This window comes from Kitasatospora sp. NPDC028961 (assembly GCF_055564815.1).
In genome coordinates this window covers 14,953-36,477 of record NZ_JBVHVO010000041.1, presented here as the reverse complement: position 1 = coordinate 36,477, position 21,525 = coordinate 14,953, and the positions used below count along the sequence as shown (strand labels likewise).

Here is a 21,525-nt window from a genome sequence, read left to right as displayed (position 1 = left end):
CGGCAGCAGCGCCTGAGCACGGTACCCGAGACCGGTACCCGGGCGGCACCCGAGCCGCGCCGGCCTCAGACGGGCGGCGCGGCCAGTGCGCGGAAGGCCAGCAGGGCGATGTCGTCCCGGGTCTCGGCGACCTGGGCGAGCACGTGGTCGCAGAGTTCGTCCAGCGGCCGGTGGCCGACCGCGCCCGCCGCCTGCGCCAGCCGGTCCAGGCCGACGGTCAGGTTCTCCCCGGGCACCTCGACCAGCCCGTCGGTGTAGAGGAGCACGGTGTCCCCGGGCGCGATCTCGGTGCTGTGGGTGTGGCGCGGCTCGGCGGGGGCCACGCAGAGCGGCACGTCGGTCTCCTCGGTCACCAGGAAGCGCGGCTCGCCCGAGGCGGGTACCAGCAGTGGCGGCGGGTGCCCGGCGTTCGACCAGGTCATCCGCCAGCCGTCGTCGACCCGGGTCAGGTTCAGGTGGACGGCGGTGGCGAAGGCGGCCACGCCGAGGCCGTCGGCGGCCGTGTCGAGCGCGGCGAGGGTGTCGGCCGGGGTGTGCAGATGGGTGCGGTTGTAGGCGACCGACCGCAGCATGCTGCGCAGCTGCCCCATGGTGGTGGCCGCGGTGAGGTCGTGCCCGGCCACGTCGCCGATGGTCAGGGCGAGCGAGCCGTCGGGCAGCAGGAAGGCGTCGTACCAGTCGCCGCCGACCTCGGCCGCCCGGTTGCCGGGCTGGTAGCGGGCGGCGAGCTCGGCGCCGAGGACGACCGGCGGGGCGGTGAGCAGCGCCCGTTGGAGGACGAGTGCCACCTGCCGGGTGCGCTGGAGCTCCAGGGTCTGGCGCAGCGTGGCCTGGGCGCGCTGGAGGACGTCCTGGAGCAGGTCGATGTCCGGTCGGCCGGGCGGCGGGGTGTCCTCGCAGCCGGCCGCGGCGGCGAGGGCGACGGTGATGCCGTCGATGACGATCGGCAGCAGGGTGAGACTGGTGGCGCGGGCCCGGGTGAGCCACTGGGCCGACTCCCGGGGGACGACGCCCGGGGGGATCTCGCCGACCGGGAAGGTCAGGAGCGCGGGGGCCTGGCGGGCGACGACCCGCAGGGCGGCCGGCCCGAGCCGGTAGCTCTGCTGGCGCAGCGCGGGCAGCGGAGGCAGGCCGGGCCGGGCGGTGGAGGCGATCCGGGTGCCGAGGATCTCGTCGGGCCGGGTGGTGTGCTCGCGGGTGGAGAGCAGGAACACCGTGCAGGCGTCGGTGAGCTCCGGGACGACGAGGTCCGCGACGGCGGCGAAGGCGTCGTCCGGGCGGGCGGTCTCGGTCACCGCGAGGGCCCCGGCGAGCAGCCGCTCGCGCAGCCGGTTGCGCCAGCGGTCCTCGATGTCGGAGGTGGCCCCGACCCACTCCACCGGCCGGCCCTCGCGGACGATCGGTACCGCGCGGGCGGAGACGTGCCGGTACTCCCCGGTGACGGTGCGCACCCGGAAGGAGTGCTCGAACATGGTCGGCTCGGCGGCCGCCGCCTTCAGCCACTGCTCGGCCAGCCCGGCGCGGTCCCGGGGGTGGATGAGCTCGAACCAGGCCTCGTCCATGGTCTCCCGCCAGGGCTGCCCGGTGAGCCGCTGCCAGCCGGGCACGAGCTCGGCCATGCTGCCGTCCGCGCGGATGATCCAGACCAGCTGGGAGACGGCGGAGATCAGCGCCTCGTACCGCTCCAGGGTGCGCAGGCGGTCGGTGGAGAGCTGTTCCGCCTGCTGGGCGGCGTGCACCTCGGTGGTGGTGTCGATCGCGGCGATCAGGATGCCGGGGCCGAAGCGGGAGGAGATCGGGGAGCAGCTGTAGACGAAGTGCCGGTGGTCGCCGTCACCGTCCCCGGGCCGTTCCACCGTCCGGGGCGTGGTCACCTGGCGGGCGGTGCCGTCGGCGAGGACGTTGTCGAGCGTCTCGAAGAACCGCTCCACCCCGGGTTCGGCGAACAGCTCCCGGACGGGGACGCCGATCGACCGCGGCCCGAACAGCTCGCGGAAGGCGTCGTTGCGGTAGACCAGGCGGTGTTCCCGGCCCGCGGTCAGGGCGATCGCCACGATCGCCCGGTCGAAGACCTCGGGTGTCAGCTGCGGCTCGACCACCCCGTGGTGCCCCCTTGTCCGGTGTTGTGTCGTGCGGCAACCGCGCCCCCGTACCCGGGGTGTCCGGCTGCCTCCGGCCGGCTGCCCTCGGGTCTGCCCTTGCGGCGATCGCCCGCGGCCGTCCTTGGCACGATACGGTCTGGCCGGTACATCTGTACCGTTATGCCACGATTGTCGCCCTTGCCGGGGGTGACGCGTGAGTGCCCGGCGGCCGCGAGTTCGGCCGGGGCCGCCCGGGGCACCCGCTGCGCTCGCCTGCTGCGCTCACCCGGCCGGCAGCACGTTGGACAGCGGGAGGCCCTCGAAGAAGGTCACCGCCTCCTCGCGCCAGTGCGGGCGCCAGCCCGAGGCCTCCCCGGCGGCGGCCTCGGCGCAGCGGCGGATGTCGGCGCGGAGCCTGCCGTCCACGCCCAGCGACCGGGCCAGCTCGCGGACGCGCCCGACCGTCGCCGCGGAGCAGTCCGGATCGCCGAGCGCGGACTCCACCACGGCCCGCTGCGCGTCGTCCGCGGCGGCGAGCAGGGCACTCACGGCGTAGCTGCGGCGGCCGGACCGGAGGTCGGCGCCGGTGGACTTGCCGGTGGCCGCCTCGTCGGCGAACAGGTCGAGGTAGTCGTCGCGCAGCTGGCCGCCGATGCCGACCAGCGTCGCGTACCGGCGCAGGCGCGCGTCGTGCGCGGCCACGTCCTCGCCGGCCGCCAGCAGGCCCAGCCGCAGTGGGGCGAGGACGGAGTAGCGGGTGGACTTGTACTCGCAGACGGTGTGCAGGAACTCCTCCTCCGGAAGCGCCCGGAAGTCGCGTTCGAGGTCGACGATCTGGCCGGTGACCGTCTCCGCGGCGGCGTTCAGCTGCACCTCCAGCATCGCCTGGCGCAGCTCGGCGGGGACGTCCGCCTCCAGCAGGACGCGCATCGAGAGGAAGGCGGCGAGGTCCCCGGCCAGGACGGCCAGGCCCAGCGCGGTGCGGTCCGCCGCCGGGAACTCCTCGCGGTAGGCGTAGTAGGTGGAGGGGCCGCCCCGGCGTACCGGCGCGTCGTCGATGATGTCGTCGTGGACGAGCCCGTGCGTCTGGAGCAGTTCGATGCTCAGCGCGGCCTCCGTCAGACCGGGCACCGGCTCGGTGGTCACCAGCCGGGCGGCCTCGTACAGCAGGGCGACCCGCAGCCGCTTGCCGCCGCGCAGCGAGAGGTCCCGCAGCAGCTCCAGGCAGCGGGGGGTGAAGCGGCTGAGCGGCGGCGTGTCGAGGCGCTCCGGCAGGGAGGCGAAGTAGGCCTCGAAACGGAGGTCGAACCGCCGCCGGTGTCCGGCGGCCCGTTCGCGGGCGGCTGCCATGATCGTCTGGTTCACGTGCCCTACCCTCGCACCCCCGCGCCCGCGCCCGCCGACGGGGGCCGGGTGCCTCGCGGATGGCGCGCGCGGCGCGGCTACGGACAGGCGCGGCTCGTGTCCCGTGGAGCTCTGCCGGGTCGGCCGGGCTCCCCGGCCTTCGGCCGGGAGGTGCCCTCGGCACCCTTGCTCCGGCCGCGATCCCGACCTGTCGGCCGCCGCCAGCGTCGGCCTCGGGTGGTCCTGACACCGAGTCGGGGGAGTGGGAAGTCGGCGGGGCCGACTTCCCGGTCGGCCCGCGTGTATTCGGCGCTCGCCGACCGCACACGGCCGGCGAGCGCCGACGGCGCCTTGCCGAGCTCGCTCTCCTCGGCGGCCGGGTGCGCTTCCCCGGCTATTCGGTCCGCCCGCCGAGCCAGTCGCGGAGGAGGAACGCGGCCTCGGCCTCCTCCGCCTCCGACCGACGGGTGTCCTCCTCCCAGACCACGGTTCGGAAGAGTCCGGTGTCCCGCCACTCGGCCAGTGGCCGGTCGAGGTCCTCGCCGTTGGCCTCGTCGAGATACCGGCCCGCAGCGGTGTAGACCAACCGGAGTTCGGCGCCCACCACGTGGTACTGGTCGCACTGCGGAAGGAGTTCCCCCTGCATCGGCAGGGCCCTGTCCAGCTCGACGCCACCGAGATAGCTCGGCACCTCCGCCCGCATCAACTCGTCGAGGTCACTGAGCTGCCCCCTCGTGAGCCCGGTGACGGTCGACACGGCGAGGTTGCGCGAACGGATCAGCGCGGTGAGCCCCGGGACGGTGAGGGACTTCCAGAGCGGGGGCGTGCGGGCGAGCAGGTGCGCGGCGATGTCGCCCGGGGTGGCTCCCACGGCGAATGCGGGCCCCGGTGACAGGCTCGCGACGGCCACGCCGAGGTCGCGACGGTACTCCGGGGCGATCCTGGTCGACTGGGTCAGCACGGCGCGGTCGATCTGGCCCGGGATCACCCGGTCCTCGTCGAAGAGCAGGGCGATACCCGTACGGCTCACGGCAGTTCCTTCTCGGGTGCGGGGAACGGCGACCCCTTCCCCGGGGCGGGTGGAGAACTCGTTGCGGAAATCGGCGGCGGTGAGTCCGGCCGGCGTGCGCAACGTGGACGCGCCCATGTGTTTGAGGTGTGACTGGAACGGGGTCTCCGGCTGGCCGAAGACGAGCGCGGAGACGCGGATCGTGCCGTCGTCCAGGACCGCCGCCACGGTACCGAGGCCGGAGTAGACCAGCGGGTTCCGCGCGGCGTCGTGGAGCGTGCCCGAAGCGGTGGCCGTCGTGAGCCAGTGCGGGTCGAAGGTGATGACGACGCCGCGTCCGCCGATGTCGAAGTGGAGGTGAGGGTCCTTCGCGAGGACTCCGGTGGGCTCCGACGGAGGCATCGTCGGGGGATTGCGGCAGCGCATCCGCGCTTCGAAGGAGACCAGCAGGCCGCGGTGCACGTGGTCGATCGTGCTCTCGCAGAGCCTGGTCGCCGACTCGGCGTCCCACGTCTCGAACAACGGTCTGACCTGGGAGACGAAGAGCCCGGGGGCCAGCCCCTGGCCCCGGAACGGCTTGGTGGTGTCGAGCTCCGCGTTCCTCGCCGCGCCGAGGATCGCGCTGCCGTCCGAGAGCATCGCGATCCGCGGCAGGTTGACCAGATCGACGCTGGAGAAACGCGCTCGCCAGCGGTGCGAGGACTTCCGCAGCGCCTCGGCGACGGCCTCGTCGGGAGGGCCGCTCTCCGGTGCCGCGTTCACCACCACGACGTTCACGCCGCCGTGGATGTCCCCCGCCTGAACGGCTGCCCCGGTGACCCGGCCGGAGAGGTCGTTGCGAACGCTCGGCGACGCCTGGTCGTGTGTCGTGCCGTCCCCCGCCGGTTCCACGTCGCTACCTCGCTCGGACTCACCCCGGTCTGCTGGGGCACACACATTACCCACGAGAAGTCGGGTCGGCCGACTTCTCGTGCTCGGGCTGCCGCTCCGGCGGTGTCAGGAGGTGCCGAAGACCTGTTCCAGGGCCTTGCGTGCGGCGAGCCGCCCTGCTTCACGAAACGCGCGGGGGTGGGAGTCGACGGGGTGGACGACCATGTACCGCAGCACGGCCCGGCAGTGGACGGTGATCCGCCCGTCCTCGGCCAGCGCCTCGCGCATGCCCTCGTCGAGTGCTTCGAGGAGGGTGAAGACCTCGCGGTAGTCCTCGTCGCCGCCGGCGGGGCCGAAGCGGAACCGGACGTCGTCCGGGAGGGTGAGCTCGAAGCGGGTGGGGCCGGTGCACGGCTCGAAGTCGACCGTCACTATCGCCGCCCCGCCGCCGCACCCGCCGGCCTGCCGGAGGTACCGCGCCTGCACGTCGCGGAGGGGCCGGGGCGGGAAGCGCATCGGTTCTTCGGGCATCCGGCCATCGTAGGGCGGGGCTATGCGGACCGGTCGCCCCGGCCGGTCCCTTCCGGGGTGACGGCACCCTGTGGGTCCGGGGGAACGCCCGGGCGTGCACAGGAAGTCGGCCATACCGACTTCCTGTGCACCGCGTTCTGTGGGCACCGGACCGTCAGCCGTCGCCGGGGGCCTGCGCCTCGGCGGTGAGGAGGGCGAGCAGGCCGGGGAAGCGGGCGTCGATGTCGGTCCGGCGGAGGGCGGCCATCCGGCTGTTCCCCCGGTCGACCTGCCGGATCAGGCCGGCCTCGCGCAGCGCCCGGAAGTGGTGGGTGACGGTGGCCTTCGAGACGGGCAGCGCGAAGGAGCTACAGGTGCGCGCGGTGCCGTCCGGGGAGCAGGCCAGCTCGCGGACCACTCGGCGGCGCAGCGGGTCGGCGAGCGCCGCCAGCACCTTGCCGAGCTCGATCTCCTCGACGGCCGGGTGCCCTTCCTCGTCGGGCATGGGTGACCTCCCTCAGGTACGGCTTGAATCGTACCTTTCGGCAGGGGTACCGTCCTCAAGGTACGAGATTTATCGTACCTTGCATGAGGGAGAGTTCGCATGGATCAGCTGGTCACGCTCGTCGGCATCGCCCGCCCGAAGCCCGAACGGGCTGCGGAGCTGAAGGAGTTGCTGCTCTCCTTCGTGGCCCCCACCCGGCAGGAGCCGGGCTGCCTGGAGTACCACTTCCACGAGGACCGCGAGGAGCCCGGCGTCTTCGTGTTCTACGAGGCGTGGCGAAGCCAGGCCGACCTCGACGCCCACCTGGCCCTGCCGCACCTGAGCGCCTTCTGGGAGCGGCGGATGGACTATCTGGCCAGCGACCTGGAGATCCGCTTCCTGACGATGCACAGCCCCTACGGCCGGGAGTAGCCCGCTGGCGGCTGCTATTCGGCGGGGATGCCGCGGAGGAGGAAGGGGAGGTGGGCGCCGCGGGTGAGGGCGTCGAGGGCTTGGGTGACGCGGTGGTGCTGGTCGGGGTCCATGGTGTCGGCGAGGTGGTCGGGGTGGATGAAGTGGAGGCCGGTGATGTGGCGCGGGGGGCGGTGGTGGGTGGTGGTGGCTTGTTGGGCGCGGGTGAGGCGGCCGCCCCAGTAGACGAAGTCGATGGCTTCGGGGAGGAGTCGGGCGTCGGTGTAGTCGGTGGCGAGGATGCTGCGCAGGGGGAGGACGAGGCCGGTTTCGGTCTCGGTGTGACGGCGGGCGGCGAGGTGGGGGAGTTCGTTGCGTTCGGCGCTTCCGCCGGGGAGGGTGAGGCCGTTCTGGTGGGTGGTGGCGACGAGGAGGACGGCGCCGTCGGGGTCGAGGGCGAGGGTCTGGTGGCCGAGGCGTCGGCGGGGCGGGTTGGTGAGGATCTCGGGCAGGGGGTAGAGCATGGTGCGCTCCTGGGGTGGAGGGGGTTGGAGTCGCCAGGTGTAGGCGGCGGGGAGTGCGGCGACGATGCCGGTGGTGAGGATGAGGCCGAAGACGAGGAGTCGGGGGGTGAGCGGCCCGTCGCGGATGGGTCGGCAGGCGAGGGCGCCGGCTCCGGCGCTGAGCGCGGGGATGGTGAGGGTGACCGCGAGGAGCCTGGACGCCGGGCTCACGCCGCGCTGTTCGCGCGGGGCGGGCTCGGGTGCTGGACGGGGAGGTGGCGGGGCTGGTCGAGTCGCTGGAGGTCCTCGGGCCGGGTGGTCCACTCGCAGCCGCCGGCTTCGGGCCGCAGGTAGGCGGCGCCGCCGAGGGTGTCCATGTAGACGCCTTCGGCGGGCTGCCCGTTGGGGGAGCGGTGGGCCCGGTCGCGGACGACTTCGCCGATCTGGGGCTGGTAGGCGGGCGTGCGGGGGCGGCTGGGCATGCGGGCTCCTTGGTAGCTCTGTGCGTCGAGTCCCTTACGGCTCGTGTTTATGATGACCCTCGTTGGTGCAGGATCAGCCCGAGATCTGAATTTGATGCTGATGATCCACAAGTTGGTGGGACATGGTTAACCGCAGGCAACTTGACCCGACATCAGGCCCGTGGGCGCCCTTCGGTGTGCAACTGCGCAGGTCGCGAGAGGTGAAGGGGCTTACGCAGGCCCAGCTGGCGAAGAAGGTCGGATTCGACCCGTCCTATGTCTCCTACGCTGAACTTGCAACGCGCGAGCCTCCGAGTGAGAAGTTCGCTCGTAGGGCCGACGAGGCGCTGGAGACCGGAGGAACGCTGCTGCTGATGTGGCTGCAGAACAAGCACTCGGCGCTCCTGGAGGGCTTCCCCGAGTATGCGAGCCACGAAGCGAAGGCTGCCGAGATACGGATCTTCGAATCAGGCGTCGTTCCTGGACTGTTCCAGACCGAGGCCTACGCAACGGCCCTGGCCATGGCCGATGTTCGTCGTGGAGCGATCACGCAAAGGCAAGCGGACGAGCGAGTCACCTTCCTGCTCACTCGTCAGCAGTTGCTGCGGCGGAGCAGCCCTCCGCTCGTGCATGCCGTCCTCGACGAGAGCTGCTTGCGGCGGCCGATCGGTGGGTGGGACGTGATGGACGAGCAACTCGGTTTCTTGGAGCAGCAGTTCGACGTGAGTCACGTGATTCTTCAGGTGGCCCCGTTTGCCATGGCTGAGCACAGGCCGTTCGCCCTGCCTATGCGACTTCTCACGCTTCCCGATCATTCCTTGTTGGGCTATTCGGAATCTGAGGGACGAAGCCATCTTGAGCGCGATGCTGACGTACTGACAGTTTGGAAGAGACACTACGATCGACTACAGGTGGGAGCGCTGGCCGAGACGGCGACTCTCGAATGGATTCGCGCTGCTCGGGAAGGAACCGCATGTCCGACATCAACTTGACTCGCGCCGCGTGGGTGAAGTCCAGCTACAGCCAGCAGGGCGGCGACTGCATCGAGGTGGCGCCCGGGTTCCCTGGGGTCATGCCTGTTCGTGACTCCAAGGACTCTGACGGTCCTGCGCTCGTCTTCGCAGCCGATGCCTGGCGGTCGTTCGTCGCTGCCGTCCAGGTCGGCGAGTTCGGCGCCGTCTGATCGACCGTCCCCTGCGCCCTCCGATCGCATCCGATCGGAGGGCGCTCTGCGTGGGTAGCCTCAAGGTGATGGGTGGTGATCCCGTGCTTGAGGAAGGGCTTCGGCTGCGATGCTCGTCGACCTGAGTGGTGCCCGGTGGCGGAAGAGTAGCTACAGCAATGGGCAGGGTGGCTGCGTGGAGGTTGCGGACGGCTATGGCGGAGTCATGCCCGTTCGTGATTCCAAAGACCCTCAGGGTCCCGTGCTCGTCTTCTCGGCCGATGCCTGGCGGGCGTTCGTCGCGGGCGTTCGAGGTGGGGAGTTTCGGTTGTCGTCAGAGTGACGAATAGTCGCTACTCTGACCCCATGCGAATCACTCTCACACGTGCCAGTGTTGCCATGGGGGACGATGTGGACGCGCCCCACGAAGCCCTCCTGGAGGCCGACGGGGCCACCACGCTCGGCGAGTTCGTGCGTCAGGTCGCCCTCTCGGGGTACTTCCCGCAGATGGCCTGCTGGGTGGTGTTCGATGGCCGGCGGAAGCCGGCGCCGGCGCCGATCGCGATGCTCTCCGCTCCCTGGGAACAGCCGCGGTTCCTGGACGACGCGATGCGGCACCGGTCGCTCGACTCGCTCGCGGGCAAGGACGGTGAACTCGGTGAACTCGGTGAGAACGGCGAGCTGAGCCTCTTCTTCGACTACCGGGCGACCATCGCGCCGGACGTCCTGTGGCAGCGCCTCATCGGCTGACCGACGCCCCGACGCCCCGACGCCCCCTCACCCGGTGCCGAACGTCCGGCGCAGGCAGGTCGCCAGCCGGTCCGGGGTGGGCGGGTGGAAGCGTCCGGCGAGGTAGCCGTCGGGGCGGATCAGGAAGGCCTCGCCGGGGCGGGCCCCGTAGGCGCTGCGGAACTCGCCGCCGGTGTCCCGGGCGGTCGGCAGCCGCCACAGGGGCGCGGGCGCGTCCGGTGCGAGCACCGCGTAGACGTCCAGCAGCCCGTGGGCCGTGGAGAGGGCGGCGACCGCACACGTGGTGACCGGCTCCTCGGGTGTCGCCGCGTCGAGGTGGAACAGCAGGGTGTGGCGCGGGCCGCGCAGCAGGTCGAACAGCCGGACGGGGTAGTGCGCGAGGTCGCGCGCCAAGCCCCGGCTGTCGGGGGCCCGTTCGCCGGAGCCGGGCCCGTGCCCGTACCCGGCCGGTCCGCCGTCGCCCTTCGGCTCGACCAGCGGGCTGTCCGGGTAGCCGACCAGCAGCTGGGCCTCCCGCCGCAGCACCGCGTCGAGGATGTCGGGCGAGCCGGGGTCGGCCTGGACGCCGCTCCGGGAGTGGCGCACCGTCCGGCCGACCACCTCGACGCCCACCGGGTGCCGTTCGGCGTGATAGCTGTCGAGCAGGCCGGCGGCGCCGACGCCCCGGACGGCGAGCGCCAGCTTCCACGCGAGGTTGTAGGCGTCCTGGATGCCGGTGTTCATGCCCTGCGCGCCGGTGGGCGGGTGGATGTGGGCGGCGTCGCCGGCCAGGAAGAGCCGCCCGGCCCGGTAGCGGTCCACCAGCCGGTGGCTGATCCGGAAGGTGGAGGACCAGCGCAGCGCCGAGGCGTGCGTCGGCTGCGGCGAGAGCCGGTCGAGCACGGCCTGGATGTGCCGCAGTTCGGGGGCCGCTCCGCTCTCCAGCCCGTGCGCGACGCCGTCCTGGGCCCCGGCGCCGGCCAGTTCGTCCGGGACCAGCATCGACACCCGGTAGCGCTTGCGGCCGGGGAGCGGGATGCAGACCAGCAGGTCGTCGACCCGGCCTTCGGCGTCGTGGTGGGTGGCGCGGACGCCGTACCCGGCGGGGAGGTCCCAGTCGACCTCGACGTCGCCCAGCATGTACTGCTCGGGGAAGGCGTCGCCCTCGAACCGCAGGCCCGCCGCCTTCCGGACCAGGCTGTGCGCGCCGTCGCAGCCGATCACGTAGCGCGCCCGGACCTCCCGCGGCCCGGACGGTGTCGCGAGCACGGCCAGGACCCGGCCGTCGGGCCCGTCGGCGCCACCGGTGCCCGCCTCGGCCTCCTGATCGAGGGCGAGCAGTTCGGTGCCGCGCTCGACCCGCGTGCCGTACCCGGCGAGGTGCTCGGTGAGCAGCCGCTCCGTCGTGTACTGGGGGAGGGCGGCGAAGCCGTAGGGGATGTCGGGCGGCATCGTGAGCTCGATCCGCGGACCGGGCCGCCCGTCCACGAAGGGCAGCTGGCCGTGCATCGGTACGGCCTCGTTCAGCGCCGCGCCGACCAGGCCCATGGCGTCCCACACCTCCATGGTGCGCGGCTGGACGCCGACGGCCTTGGCGTAGTGCTGGGGGACGGCCAGCCGGTCGATGATCCGGCAGTCGACCCCGTGGCGGCGCAGCTCGGCCGCGGCCGTCAGCCCGACCGGGCCCGCACCCACCACCAGTACGTCGATCTCGTCCATGACCGCTCCCGGGGACGTCCTGACCGCCTCCCTCCAGGCTGCGCCCGACCGGCACCGGTCCGCCACCGCTGCCGGAGGGCCCGGCCACCGGTGCCGGAGGGCCCGGTCGCCGGTGCCGGAGCGGCCCCCGGCCACCGCCGCCGCGGTGACCGCCCGGGTCGGCGACGGAGGGCAACCAATTCCAAACACTTGGCGACAATCCCGGCCAACTCATGACGGTCCGTCAATCAGCCTTCTACGCTTCGTCCGGCCTCGGTGCGGTGGCGGAGCCGCCGCCGCACCCGGTCGCTTCCCCCGATGTACTGACGAGTCTGGAGCAGACCCCCGTGAGAATAAGCCGTTCCCCGAGCCGCACCTGGACGGCCGTGGTCGCCACCGGCGCGGCCACGGCCGCGCTGTTGGTGCAGCCCGCCACAGCCTGGGCCGCGGCGCCCGCGCCCGTCGTGACGACCACCGTCGCCGTGGCGCCCTACCCGGCGGGCGTCGCACTCGCGCCGGACGGCAGCCGGGCGTACGTGACCAGCCAGAGCAGCGGCACCGTCACCGTGCTCGACGCCGCCACCGGTGCGGTCTCCGGCACCTTCACGGCCGGTAGCGGCTCGTACGCCGTGGCCTGGTCCCCCGACGGGCAGCACGCCTATCTGACCCACCAGCTCGACGACGCGGTCAGCGTCGTCGACACCGCGAGCAACACCGTGGCGGCCACCATCGCGGTCGGCGCCGAGCCCTTCGGGGTGGCCGTCTCCCCGGACGGCGCCCACGCGTACGTCAGCAGCGCCGGCGCGGCGACCGTGAGCGTGATCGACACCGCGAGCAACACCGTGACCGCGACCGTCCCGGTCGGCGCGGAGCCGCACGGCGTGGCCGTCTCGCCCGACGGGGCGCACGTCTACGTCGCCGCCTCGGGCGCGCAGGCGGTGGACGTCATCGACACCGCGAGCAACACGGTGAGCGCGGACGTCCCCGTCGGTCACGGAGTCTTCGGCCTGGCGCTGAGCGCCGACGGCTCCCGCCTCTGGACGGGCAACGGCGGTGACGACACCGTCAGCGTGCTGGACACGGCGGGCCGCACCGTCGTGGGCACGGTGACGGTCGGGGCCAACCCGTTCTCGGTCGCGCTCTCGCCCGACGGCAAGTCGGCGTACGCCTCCAACTATGGTGACGGCACGCTGAGCGTGATCGCCACCGCGGACCGCAAGGTCACCTCGACGGTGCCGGTCGGCACCAGCCCGTACGCGCTCGCCGTCACCCCGGACGGGCGGCGCGGCTACCTGGCCGACTTCGCCGCGAACGCCGTGACGGTGCTCGGCTTCCCGCTGCCGGTGCCGGTCGTCACCGGGGTCAGCCCGGCGAGCGGACCGCAGGGGGGCGGGACGAAGGTCACCATCACCGGGACCGGCCTGAACGGCGCCACCGCCGTGAGCTTCGGCGCGGCCGGGAACGCCACCGCCGTCTCGTGCACGGAGACCGGCTGCACCGCCACCGCTCCCGCCGCCGCCGCGGCCGGGGTCGTCGACGTCCGGGTCACCACGGCCGGCGGTACCAGTGCCGTCGTCCCGGCCGGGCGCTTCACCTACACCGCGCCCACCGCCGACCTCGCGGTCTCGCTCGCCGCCACCCCGGTGGGCGGCCTGTTCTCCGGGCGGGTCGACTACATCCTCACCGTCACCAACCAGGGCCCGGAGACGGTGACCTCGGCGACGATCTCGGCCGACCTGCCGGCCGGCTTCACCGCCTCCTCGACCGACTGCACGATCGCGGCGGGCAAGCTGACCTGCGCGGTCGCCGGTCCGCTCGCGAAGGGGGCGAGCGTCACCCGGCACGTGACGGTCCACGTCGGCCTGCTCAACCTCGGCCGGACCTTCACCGTCACCGCCGCTCGCACCGCGAGCGCGCCCACCGACCCGGTGGCGGCGAACGACCGCGCGTCCCGCACCTGCTCGGCCACGCTCGCGCTGCTGATCAGCTGCAAGTGAGTCCGGCGCCGCCGGCGCTCCCCTTCGGGAGGGCGTCGGCGGCGCCGCCGTGCACCGCTTCGGCGCTCAGCCGACGGGTGCGCCGAACCACTCGGCGAGCCGGTCGCGCAACTCGCCCTGGTCCTCGCCGACCCAGGCCACGTGGCCGTCCGGCCGCACCAGCGCCGCGGGCACGTCCACCTGCGCGCCGGTGTCGGCGACCCGGTCGACCCGGTCCGCCCAGCCCGCCACCGAGAGCCGCCCGGTCCGGTCGAGCAGCAGGCCCCGGCCCTCGTGCATCAGCCCGTAGAGCCGGCCCTCCGCCAGCCGGACGTCCCGCAGCCGCCGGCCGACCAGGTCATGGCCCCCGCCGAGGTCGTAGCGGACCTCGACCGCCGTGATCATCCCGGTCACCTGGCGGTTCACCTCCTCGATGTCCATCAGCCTGGACAGCAGGCTCCGCAGCGCGGTCGCGCCCGGGGAGGTCCCCAGCAGCGTGATCTGCGCCCGGGTGTTGTCCAGCACGGCGGCGCCCACCGGGTGGCGTTCGGCGTGGTAGCTGTCCAGCAGCCCCTCCGGTGCCCAGCCGTTGACCGTGGCGGCCAGCTTCCAGCCGAGGTTGAACGCGTCCTGGATACCGGTGTTCAGGCCCTGGCCGCCGGTCGGCGGATGGATGTGCGCGGCGTCGCCGGCCAGCAGCGCCCGGCCGACCCGGTAGCGCTCGGCCTGCCGGGTGGCGTCGCCGACCCGGGAGAGCCAACGCGGCGAGTGCACACCGAAGTCGGTGCCCGCGAAGGCCCGCAGCTGCTGCTTGAACTCGTCCAGGGTCGGCGGGACCGACCGGTCCTCGGCCACCCCGGCGGCGGGCACGATGATGCGGAACACGCCCTGCTGCCCGTCGACGTCGGGGGCCACGCCGAACCGTGGCTGGGTCGCGCGGACCTGCTCGACGACGGCCGCGATGGTCGCCCGGTCCTCGGCCGCCCCCATGTCGCCCAGCAGCGTATCGACGGTGGTCGGCTCACCGGGGAAGGCGACGCCGAGCAGCTTGCGCACCGTACTGCGGCCGCCGTCGCAGCCCACGAGGTAGCGCGAGCGCAGCCGCGTTCCGTCCGCCAGCTCGACGCCGACCCCGTCCTCGTCCTGGCTCAGTCCGACCACGTCGTGGCCGCGCCGGATCTCGGCCCCGAGTTCGTGGGCGCGCTCGGCGAGCAGCAGTTCCGTCGCCGTCTGGGAGACGGCGAGTCCGTACGGGTGGGCGGTGTCCAGCGTCTCCGGCCACGCCTTGTGGACGCCGCCGAAGAAGCCGCCGATCCGGAACTTCTCGCCGGCGGCGAGGAACCGGTCCAGGAGACCGCGCTGGTCCATCATCTCGACGCTGCGCGTGTGCAGGCCGCGCCCGCGCGACCGGGCGTCCGGCTCCGTCGCCCGCTCCAGCACCACCACCCCCACTCCGGCCAGCCGCAATTCGGTCGCCAGCATCAGGCCGGTCGGTCCGCCGCCGACCACGATCACGTCAATCATCAGAACGCCCGTTCAACGAGATTGGATTTCCGGACGGTCGGCCGCCGCCCGTCCGGTGGTGCGTACACCCCGGCCCGTGCCGGATTTCCGGGTCCGCGAGCTGCGCCGGGAGTTCCGGCCGTCGTGCGGCCCCCGCGCCGGGAGCGGTGGACGGGCGCCGATCCGTCAGGGCCGCAGGTCCCGGCCCAGGTCGACCATTGTGCGGCGGCCCCGGGGTCTTGCCGCAAGGCCGGGGGTGCGCTATATCTTGGTAGCGGCGAGGAGTGGATTCACCTCCTCGCCTTCGTCATTTCCCTGCCCGCGGCTTCCTCCCGAATCGGTGCCGCCGTCCGGACGGAATTGTTCCGGGCACGGTGAACCCCCGGGCCCTTTCGAGAGCGCGCCCATTCTGCGGCCATTCCCCCGGAGTTTCGGCGCGCCGCGCCCGGCGCGCCCGTGCGGTGGCAGCCCCGCACAGTCGCTCTGGACGGAACGTCCGGGCTGGACGTACAGTCCAGATATGACCGCGGAGACCTCTGACCCACGCGTCCGGACCTGGGCGCCCGTCTGCCAGGCGGTGGCCCTGCTGCTCGGGCCGTACGCCGAGGTGGTGCTGCACGACGCCGTTCGGGACGAGGTGCTCGCGATCTGGCACCCGATGAGCGGCCGCGCCCCCGGCGACCCCTCGCTGCTCGGCGAGCTGGACGACCTGGCCCCTGCCCTGCCCGAGGTCTACGGGGCCGATGTCCTCGGACCGTACGAGAAGCTGCTGCCCGACGGTCGGCGCCTCTCCTCGGTCAGCGCCGTCCTGCGCGACGACGACGGCCGGGCCTCGGCGGTGCTCTGCGTCAATCTCGACCGGGGACCGCTGGAGCAGGCCGCCGCCCTGCTGGCCGGCTTCGCCGCACCCACCGCGCCGCGGCCCGAGCCGCTCTTCGAGCGCGACTGGACGGAGCGGATGAACGACGTCATCGGCGGCTACGTCCGCGCCCACGGCCGCCCGCCGGACCGGCTGGGCCGCGAGGACCGGCTCGCCGTCCTGCGTGAACTCGACCGGGCCGGGGTGCTCGCGGTGCGCCGGGCGGTGCCGGCCGTGGCGACCGCGCTCAAGGTCTCGCGTTCCACCGTCTACGCCCTGCTCGCCGAACTCCGGGCCGAGCCCGAGCGCATGGCCGAGCCCGAGCGCATGGCCGAACCCGAACGCCCGGCCGAACCCGCACCCGGGGCCGAACCCGAACACCCGGCCGAGCCGTAGCCCGGTCCGGGACCGGGCTACGGGCACCGGAGCCCACCGCACCGCAGAGGAACCAGTGATGACCACGCTCCCCGACTTCCGGCTCGAAACCTACTTCTCCCGCTGGGAGTTCACCGCCCGCCACCACCTCACCGCCTCCGACGCGCAGACCATGACGATGTCCGAACTCCTCGCCCTGGCGGACCAGGAGGAGCGGCAGGCCTGGGACACCCTGGCCCTCGGCTACACCGAGACCTTCGGTGACCCGGCCCTGCGCCGGGCGGTCGCCGGGATGTACGAGCAGGTCGGCGCCGACGACGTGATCTGCTTCGGCGGCGCCCAGGAGGCGCTCAACCTCGCCATGCAGGTGCTGCTCGGCCCCGACGACCACGCCGTCGTGCTGACCCCCAACTACCAGTCCGCCGAGACGATCCCGCTCTCCCTCTGCGAGGTCACCGGCGTCGCGCTGGACCCGGCGCGCGACTGGGCGCTGGACCTCGACGAGCTGGTGGCCGCGCTGCGCCCGAACACCCGGGTCGTCTCGGTCAACTTCCCCAACAACCCGACCGGCAAGGTCATCGGGGCCGACGACTTCACCCGCCTGGTCCGGCTCTGCGACGAGCGCGGCATCCGGCTCTTCAGCGACGAGGTCTACCGCGGCCTGGAGCGCGACCCGGGCCGCACCCTGCCGCAGGCCGCCGACCTCTCCGAGCGCGCCCTGTCGCTGAACGTCACCTCCAAGTCGCTCGGCCTGCCCGGCCTGCGGATCGGCTGGATCGCCTGCCGCGACCGGGAGTTGCGCTCCCGGCTGGAGCGCGCCAAGCATTACACCACCATCTGCAACTCGGCCCCCGGGGAGATCCTGGCCCGGATCGCGATCCGGAACCGGGAGCACATCCTGGCCCGCAACCGCGCGATCATCGACGCGAACCTGCCGCTCTTCGACGCCTTCTTCGCCGAGCACGCCGAACTGTTCGACTGGCGGGCCCCGGACGGCGGCTGCGTCGCCTACCCGCGCTACCTCGGACCGGACGGCGTCGAGGCGTTCTGCACCGCGCTGGTCGAGCAGGCCGGTGTGCTGCTGCTGCCGGCGAGCATCTACCGTTCCGAGCTCACCCCGACGCCGACCGACCGGTTCCGGGTCGGCATCGGCCGCCGTGACCCGGCCCCGGCCCTGGAGGCTCTCGCCGACTGGCTGAAGGGTCGGCGGTAGGGAGGCACGTTGCCGAGGTCAGCCCTGCCGGGCCTCCTTGGCCCGGTACTTGAGACCGAACAGCGCGCCGGAGAGACCGTGCGGCACCAGCCAGGACACGTCCTCGCGGTCCTCAGCTCCGAAGCGGTACTTGTAGGGCTCGGTGCCGCGCAGGAAGTCGAAGGTGGTCAGGCCCTGTCCGGCGGCCGCCCGGACGGCCTCGGCGATCACCGCCGTGCCGAGCCGCAGCGGCGCCCAGGCCTGGTCCCAACCGATCTGGTAGTAGGCGAAGGTGTCCCGCCAGCGGAACCCGTAGAGGGCGCCGACCACCTCCCCGGCGCGCTCGGCGACCAGGAAGGCCGGGCCCTCGCCGCGACCGGTGGCGGCCGAGCGCTCGATCAGGCGCACGTGCAGCGGTGCGCGGGCCTCGTCGAAGGTGGTCGGCAGGCCGAGAGCGGACCGGCGCAGCCGGTGCAGTCGGAGCACGGTGTGCAACAGGGCGATCCGCTCGGCGAGTTCGCCGTTCCCGACGGCCGGCGCCACCCAGCGGAAGGTGATCCCCCCGGCGGCGAGCTTGCGGCCGTAGCGGCGCAGGTCGGCACGGAACTGGCGGGAGCCGAGCGCGTCCGCACCCGGGGTGAGGTCGACCCGCGGGCACGGGGTGCGGCCGACCTCGACCGCACCGGCGGGCAGCAACCCGCCCTGGCCGGGGTCGAGATCGGTGAGCAGCAGGGTCGCCCGCCGGGCGCGCCGGGCCAGCCAGGCGGCCACCTCGGCCCGTCGCTCGGGTGCGACGGTGACGCCGCAGTGGTCGGCCGCGCCGGGGCCGGAGCCCAGCACCGTCAGGCAGGGGACGGTCAGCGGCGCCCGCGGGTGCAGCCGCCGCCGGGTGCGCAGCAGCGGTACGACGGCGCTCACCCGGCCGTCCGGCTCGCGCCAGACGGTGACCTCGCCGCCGCCCTGCCGTGCCCCCAGCGTCTCCCACCAGGAGAGCGCCCACTCCGGCGTGGTGAACCAGGAGCCACCCGGATCGGCGGCCGCCAGCTCCCGCCAGCCGTCCAGCACCCGCGCCGGCAGCGCGGCCGTCCGGTACCGGACCGGTCCGGACGCCGCACCGACCGCACTGTTCGCCGTGATCTCCAACGCCCCGCCCCCCAGGTGGTGTTCAGGCGCCGCCGCGCAACCGGTGCACGGCCGGGTGCAGCCCCGAGAGAATGGTGTCGAACCTGTCCCGGCTCGTGGTGGAGTTCACCCGGAGCCGGCTGATCCGCAGCGGGCGTCCGGGCAGCAGCCGGTCGTGCCGGTGGTCGAACAGGAAGCCGACCCGGTAGCCGAGCCGGCGCAGCACGGGCTCGGCGCGCTGGTCGAGGTTGCCGTTGGGGTACGCGAAGGCGGTGGGTTCCTCGCCGTCGAGCCAGCCGGTGAGCGCGTGGTGGGCGGTGGTGATCTCGTCCCGGAGGGTGTCGTCCTCGCACTGGTCGAGGCAGGGGTGGCCGACGGTGTGGTTGCCGATCGCCACCCCGGAGCGGTGGAGCGTCAGCAGGTCGTGCCGGGTGAGCTGCTCCTGCCGGGGCGCGCGGGCCCGGGCGCTCTCGCGCAGTTCGGCGAGGGCGGTGCGGCGGTCGCGGTCGGGCAGGGTCTTCAGCCGGCGCACCACCGCGCCGGGCGGGCAGCCGGCCAGGCTGCGCGCGGTGCCGCCGCAGGAGGCCAGGAACGCGGCCTCGGACCACCAGAACGGCCGGTCGCCGTCGATGAGTTCGGTGACCACGAAGGCGGCGGCCGGGATCCGGAGCCGGGTCAGCACGGGCAGGGCCTCGGTGAGCACCGTCCGATCGCCGTCGTCGAAGGTGACCAGCACGCTGCGGGGCGGCAGCGGACGGCCGGAGCGGACGGCCTGCTCGACCCGGGGCAGCGAGATCGGGCGGGCGATCCGGACCAGGCGGGCCATCTGGAGCGCGAAGGTCCGCGGGTCGTCCACGCCGTGGTAGGCGAGGACGGCGAGACGGCGGGTGGCGGCGAGCCGGAACAGCGGCTGCAGCGGGGAGTTGCGCAGCGCGGCGTCGACGCTGCTCCGGCGCCCGGCGAGCCGGCCGGGCGGGGGAGCGGCGGCTCCGGCCCCGCCGGTCGGGTCGGCCGCCCCGACCGGTGGCGGCGCGGCCCCGGTCGTCGGGCCGGCGCCTCTGCTGCTCGGACCGTTACCGGCCCCGGTCGCACGCGTGGTCCCCTCGGGCATCGACACGCTCCCCCTTCTCCCCGTGAGCACTGCCGTGAGCGACTGCCATCGGCGCTGCGGCGGCGGGAGTCGGGCATGGCACACGGGCAGCGTCCGCCCGCACGGGCGCACCTCTGCCGGGTGGGCGGCCCGCCCCGCTCCCCGAATTGCCAAGATAGTGCAAAATCCCATGCTCCGAAGAGGGTTGTGCACGGCGGGCGGGTTTCGGGGGGCAGGTTGGCGCATTGTCGGCGCGCGCCCGGCCCGAGTGCGGGCCGGGAGTCTCCTGAGTGGCCGCCGGTGGTACCGGAGAGCGGGTGGAGCCGGTCCACCGGTATGCGGGTGCGCCGCGCGGGGGTGGGCCGGCCGCCGGTTGCGGACCCGGCGGCCGGCCCCGGAGAGGGGCCCGACGGCCCCGGCTCACGGATCCCCCGTAGTCCCCGTGCTCCCCGTACTCCCCGGCGACCGGCGTCCCGGCGACGCGTGGCGGGGCACCGGGGGGTTCTCCGGTGGATCAGAAGGGGGCGGTGCAGGTGGTCACCTGGTGCTCGGCCTCCAGGGCCGGGCCGCCGACCGCGCAGATCATCTTGAGATCCCCGGTGACCACGCGCGGCGTCACGGCCTTGGCGTACCCCTTGGTGACGGTGGTCGCGGACGCGACGGTGACCCATGGGCTGCCCCAGGCCCGCTGCGTCCTGACCTCGACCTGAACCACCGTCAGCTGTGTCGAGGAGGCCGGCGAGACGTGCGCCACCCCGACGACTCCTCCGCCGTCCTTCTCCAGCCATACGCAGGGCCGGTTGGCGGCGGCGATACACGCCACCTCACCGGTCCCGTTCGTCGTCGACGCCGCCGAGGCCGGGGTGGCCATCGACGCCGTGATCCCTGCCACCGCGACCATCAGGGCTGCGATCCGAGCGCGCATGATATGAACCTCCTTGGAAATCAAGGGAATCTCACTCCGTGGGATGAGTCTTGCACATTTCATGGGCATGCCATATGTGTGCTGCGTCACACTCAAGGTGACCGTTCAACTACGCACCGCAACCGGCGGATCGGCCTCCGGTCGTGAGCGGCCCCGGGCGGCGGGGCGGGCCGGCCCGGAGGGCGCCCCGTGCGGCGCGTCGGCGACCGGCCCGGCCGACCCCGTCGTGAGCCGGTCCGCGGGCTCGCCAAGTCGACGTCGGGACAGTCCGGTTGACGCCCCGACGGGCCCGGCGGCCCCGCGCCGCCCTGGCGTTCACTCGTACGGGTGGCGGACCGGCGCGAAGCCGTTCGGACGGCTACGATCGACGCGACCTACGGAGGTGGCCTGCGTGGACACGGTCATCGTGCAACTGCCCGAACCCCGCCCGAAAGCCCCGCCCGGCGGGCGGCCCGCACCGATCGGCGCGCGGCCCGGCCCGCCCGGTGGGCGCTCCGCACCGCCCGGCAGGCCCGCGCTGCTGCACCTGGGCCCGGGCGAGGTCGCGGAGTTCGGGCGCGGCGAGCCCGGCCGCCCGCCCGCCATCCCCCTCACCGACCAGGGCGTCTCGCGCCGGGCCGGCGAGGTCACGGCCGCCGAGGACTACTGGCGGCTCTCCAACTTCAGCACCTCCGCGACGTACGTGGTGGAGAACCTCGAAGGGGCGGGCGAGCACGTCAAGGTGGCTCCCGGCCGGCTCGGCGCACCGGTGCCCTTCGAGTTCTCCCGGGTGCTCCTGCCGGCCCTCGGCGAGCCGGTCGCCTTCAAGGTGTTCGCACCCCAGCACGCCTACCTGGAGGGCGAACCGGCAGCGTCCGAGGGCGAGATGACGGTCAGTCCGTTCGCCCTCGACCCGACGTCCAAGTACTTCCTCGTCCTGCTCGCCCTCTGTGAGCCGCGACTGCGCTCGCCGTCCGCCGCCGTCGTCCCCGGGGTCACCGACGTGCTGGCCCGGCTGCGTTCGCTGCCCTCCTGCCGGGGGCTCACCCGATCCGCCGTCAACTACCACATCGACTACCTGGTGGCCACCAAGCTACGGCTGCGCGAGACGCCGGACAAGGCGCCGGACGACGCCGCCCGGGCCGGTGGCAAGCGGGAGGAGCTCGTCGCGCTGGCCCTGCGGTTCGACCTCGTCCGGGAGGAGCACCTGGCCCTGCTCCCACCCCGGCGGGGCGGCTGATC

21 protein-coding genes are annotated in these 21,525 nt (G+C 73.5%); 9 read left to right on the top strand and 12 right to left on the bottom strand.

What is annotated here, in order from left to right; genetic code table 11:
* Positions 1-65 precede the first annotated feature (65 nt).
* The 5 genes from ACZ4UX_RS35625 to ACZ4UX_RS35605 all read right to left on the bottom strand — a co-directional run bounded on the left by ACZ4UX_RS35625 (position 66) and on the right by ACZ4UX_RS35605 (position 6,319).
* Positions 66-2,099 (bottom strand): SpoIIE family protein phosphatase, encoded by a 2,034-nt coding sequence (locus tag ACZ4UX_RS35625; protein WP_465709666.1) that lies wholly within the window; start codon positions 2,097-2,099, stop codon positions 66-68.
* Positions 2,100-2,363: 264 nt separating this feature from the next.
* Positions 2,364-3,431 carry a polyprenyl synthetase family protein gene (locus ACZ4UX_RS35620; RefSeq protein WP_465709680.1) on the bottom strand — a complete coding sequence of 356 codons (1,068 nt, stop codon included), beginning with the start codon at positions 3,429-3,431 and terminating at the stop codon, positions 2,364-2,366.
* Between the two features lie 388 nt (positions 3,432-3,819).
* Complete coding sequence (locus ACZ4UX_RS35615; RefSeq protein WP_465709665.1) at positions 3,820-5,325, bottom strand: hypothetical protein; 1,506 nt, start codon at positions 5,323-5,325, stop codon at positions 3,820-3,822.
* Between the two features lie 105 nt (positions 5,326-5,430).
* A complete protein-coding gene (locus ACZ4UX_RS35610; RefSeq protein ID WP_465709664.1) occupies positions 5,431-5,835 on the bottom strand; it encodes a hypothetical protein in 405 nt (134 codons plus the stop codon).
* A gap of 154 nt (positions 5,836-5,989) precedes the next feature.
* Positions 5,990-6,319, bottom strand: a complete 330-nt coding sequence (locus ACZ4UX_RS35605) for an ArsR/SmtB family transcription factor (RefSeq protein WP_329491176.1) — start codon at positions 6,317-6,319, stop codon at positions 5,990-5,992.
* A 99-nt stretch (positions 6,320-6,418) separates the two neighbouring features.
* Here ACZ4UX_RS35605 and ACZ4UX_RS35600 point away from each other — a divergent pair, with 99 nt between their 5' ends.
* On the top strand, positions 6,419-6,730 hold the full coding sequence (locus ACZ4UX_RS35600; protein ID WP_465709663.1) for a putative quinol monooxygenase: 312 nt from the start codon (positions 6,419-6,421) through the stop codon (positions 6,728-6,730).
* A gap of 14 nt (positions 6,731-6,744) precedes the next feature.
* Here the strand turns inward: ACZ4UX_RS35600 and ACZ4UX_RS35595 are convergent, their stop codons facing one another.
* Both ACZ4UX_RS35595 and ACZ4UX_RS35590 read right to left on the bottom strand, forming a co-directional pair.
* Positions 6,745-7,443, bottom strand: a complete 699-nt coding sequence (locus ACZ4UX_RS35595) for an NUDIX domain-containing protein (protein WP_465709662.1) — start codon at positions 7,441-7,443, stop codon at positions 6,745-6,747.
* Positions 7,440-7,694: a hypothetical protein gene (locus tag ACZ4UX_RS35590; protein WP_465709661.1), complete on the bottom strand. Its 255-nt coding sequence runs from the start codon at positions 7,692-7,694 to the stop codon at positions 7,440-7,442. Before ACZ4UX_RS35590 ends, ACZ4UX_RS35595 begins: the two co-directional genes overlap by 4 nt.
* Before the next feature lie 122 nt (positions 7,695-7,816).
* Between ACZ4UX_RS35590 and ACZ4UX_RS35585 the strand changes: the two genes are divergently transcribed.
* From ACZ4UX_RS35585 to ACZ4UX_RS35570, 4 genes are all read left to right on the top strand, one after another.
* Entirely contained in the window at positions 7,817-8,665 is an 849-nt protein-coding gene (locus ACZ4UX_RS35585; protein WP_465709660.1) for a helix-turn-helix domain-containing protein, read from the top strand.
* A complete protein-coding gene (locus ACZ4UX_RS35580) occupies positions 8,647-8,856 on the top strand; it encodes a DUF397 domain-containing protein (protein WP_465709659.1) in 210 nt (69 codons plus the stop codon). Before ACZ4UX_RS35585 ends, ACZ4UX_RS35580 begins: the two co-directional genes overlap by 19 nt.
* A gap of 109 nt (positions 8,857-8,965) precedes the next feature.
* Positions 8,966-9,178 (top strand): DUF397 domain-containing protein, encoded by a 213-nt coding sequence (locus tag ACZ4UX_RS35575; RefSeq protein ID WP_465709658.1) that lies wholly within the window; start codon positions 8,966-8,968, stop codon positions 9,176-9,178.
* Between the two features lie 23 nt (positions 9,179-9,201).
* Positions 9,202-9,585, top strand: a complete 384-nt coding sequence (locus ACZ4UX_RS35570; protein WP_465709657.1) for a hypothetical protein — start codon at positions 9,202-9,204, stop codon at positions 9,583-9,585.
* A gap of 27 nt (positions 9,586-9,612) precedes the next feature.
* Here ACZ4UX_RS35570 and ACZ4UX_RS35565 read toward each other — a convergent pair whose 3' ends face one another.
* Entirely contained in the window at positions 9,613-11,283 is a 1,671-nt protein-coding gene (locus tag ACZ4UX_RS35565) for an FAD-dependent monooxygenase (RefSeq protein ID WP_465709656.1), read from the bottom strand.
* A 326-nt stretch (positions 11,284-11,609) separates the two neighbouring features.
* Here ACZ4UX_RS35565 and ACZ4UX_RS35560 point away from each other — a divergent pair, with 326 nt between their 5' ends.
* A complete protein-coding gene (locus ACZ4UX_RS35560) occupies positions 11,610-13,259 on the top strand; it encodes a YVTN family beta-propeller repeat protein (protein WP_465709655.1) in 1,650 nt (549 codons plus the stop codon).
* 66 nt (positions 13,260-13,325) lie between these two features.
* Here the strand turns inward: ACZ4UX_RS35560 and rox are convergent, their stop codons facing one another.
* Positions 13,326-14,762, bottom strand: a complete 1,437-nt coding sequence (gene rox / locus ACZ4UX_RS35555; protein ID WP_465709654.1) for a rifampin monooxygenase — start codon at positions 14,760-14,762, stop codon at positions 13,326-13,328.
* Positions 14,763-15,261: 499 nt separating this feature from the next.
* Here rox and ACZ4UX_RS35550 point away from each other — a divergent pair, with 499 nt between their 5' ends.
* Positions 15,262-15,996 (top strand): helix-turn-helix transcriptional regulator, encoded by a 735-nt coding sequence (locus ACZ4UX_RS35550; protein ID WP_465709653.1) that lies wholly within the window; start codon positions 15,262-15,264, stop codon positions 15,994-15,996.
* 58 nt (positions 15,997-16,054) lie between these two features.
* Positions 16,055-17,188, top strand: a complete 1,134-nt coding sequence (locus ACZ4UX_RS35545) for an aminotransferase class I/II-fold pyridoxal phosphate-dependent enzyme (RefSeq protein WP_352290871.1) — start codon at positions 16,055-16,057, stop codon at positions 17,186-17,188.
* 18 nt (positions 17,189-17,206) lie between these two features.
* On the opposite strand, the gene ACZ4UX_RS35540 is transcribed toward ACZ4UX_RS35545, so the two are convergent.
* The 3 genes from ACZ4UX_RS35540 to ACZ4UX_RS35530 form a co-directional block, all read right to left on the bottom strand.
* Positions 17,207-18,310 (bottom strand): GNAT family N-acetyltransferase, encoded by a 1,104-nt coding sequence (locus tag ACZ4UX_RS35540; protein ID WP_465709652.1) that lies wholly within the window; start codon positions 18,308-18,310, stop codon positions 17,207-17,209.
* Positions 18,311-18,332: 22 nt separating this feature from the next.
* The gene (locus ACZ4UX_RS35535; RefSeq protein ID WP_465709651.1) at positions 18,333-19,400 is read right to left on the bottom strand and encodes a polysaccharide deacetylase family protein; all 1,068 of its coding nucleotides are present in this window, start codon (positions 19,398-19,400) and stop codon (positions 18,333-18,335) included.
* 493 nt (positions 19,401-19,893) lie between these two features.
* Positions 19,894-20,304 (bottom strand): hypothetical protein, encoded by a 411-nt coding sequence (locus ACZ4UX_RS35530; RefSeq protein WP_352290874.1) that lies wholly within the window; start codon positions 20,302-20,304, stop codon positions 19,894-19,896.
* Between the two features lie 391 nt (positions 20,305-20,695).
* On the opposite strand from ACZ4UX_RS35530, the gene ACZ4UX_RS35525 reads away from it, so the two are divergent.
* Entirely contained in the window at positions 20,696-21,523 is an 828-nt protein-coding gene (locus ACZ4UX_RS35525; protein ID WP_465709650.1) for a serine/threonine protein kinase, read from the top strand.
* Positions 21,524-21,525: the final 2 nt, after the last annotated feature.

Excerpts from the sequence above, each read along its gene's own strand:
- ACZ4UX_RS35545 (WP_352290871.1), top strand. The coding sequence starts at position 16,055 with ATGACCACGCTCCCCGACTTCCGGCTCGAAACCTACTTCTCCCGCTGG.
- ACZ4UX_RS35620 (WP_465709680.1), bottom strand. The coding sequence starts at position 3,431 with ATGGCAGCCGCCCGCGAACGGGCCGCCGGACACCGGCGGCGGTTCGAC.
- ACZ4UX_RS35590 (WP_465709661.1), bottom strand. The coding sequence starts at position 7,694 with ATGCCCAGCCGCCCCCGCACGCCCGCCTACCAGCCCCAGATCGGCGAA.
- ACZ4UX_RS35565 (WP_465709656.1), bottom strand. The coding sequence starts at position 11,283 with ATGGACGAGATCGACGTACTGGTGGTGGGTGCGGGCCCGGTCGGGCTG.
- ACZ4UX_RS35600 (WP_465709663.1), top strand. The coding sequence starts at position 6,419 with ATGGATCAGCTGGTCACGCTCGTCGGCATCGCCCGCCCGAAGCCCGAA.
- ACZ4UX_RS35530 (WP_352290874.1), bottom strand. The coding sequence starts at position 20,304 with ATGCGCGCTCGGATCGCAGCCCTGATGGTCGCGGTGGCAGGGATCACG.
- ACZ4UX_RS35575 (WP_465709658.1), top strand. The coding sequence starts at position 8,966 with ATGCTCGTCGACCTGAGTGGTGCCCGGTGGCGGAAGAGTAGCTACAGC.
- ACZ4UX_RS35570 (WP_465709657.1), top strand. The coding sequence starts at position 9,202 with ATGCGAATCACTCTCACACGTGCCAGTGTTGCCATGGGGGACGATGTG.
- ACZ4UX_RS35585 (WP_465709660.1), top strand. The coding sequence starts at position 7,817 with ATGGTTAACCGCAGGCAACTTGACCCGACATCAGGCCCGTGGGCGCCC.
- ACZ4UX_RS35535 (WP_465709651.1), bottom strand. The coding sequence starts at position 19,400 with ATGCCCGAGGGGACCACGCGTGCGACCGGGGCCGGTAACGGTCCGAGC.
- ACZ4UX_RS35605 (WP_329491176.1), bottom strand. The coding sequence starts at position 6,319 with ATGCCCGACGAGGAAGGGCACCCGGCCGTCGAGGAGATCGAGCTCGGC.
- ACZ4UX_RS35610 (WP_465709664.1), bottom strand. The coding sequence starts at position 5,835 with ATGCCCGAAGAACCGATGCGCTTCCCGCCCCGGCCCCTCCGCGACGTG.
- ACZ4UX_RS35550 (WP_465709653.1), top strand. The coding sequence starts at position 15,262 with ATGACCGCGGAGACCTCTGACCCACGCGTCCGGACCTGGGCGCCCGTC.
- ACZ4UX_RS35580 (WP_465709659.1), top strand. The coding sequence starts at position 8,647 with ATGTCCGACATCAACTTGACTCGCGCCGCGTGGGTGAAGTCCAGCTAC.
- rox (WP_465709654.1), bottom strand. The coding sequence starts at position 14,762 with ATGATTGACGTGATCGTGGTCGGCGGCGGACCGACCGGCCTGATGCTG.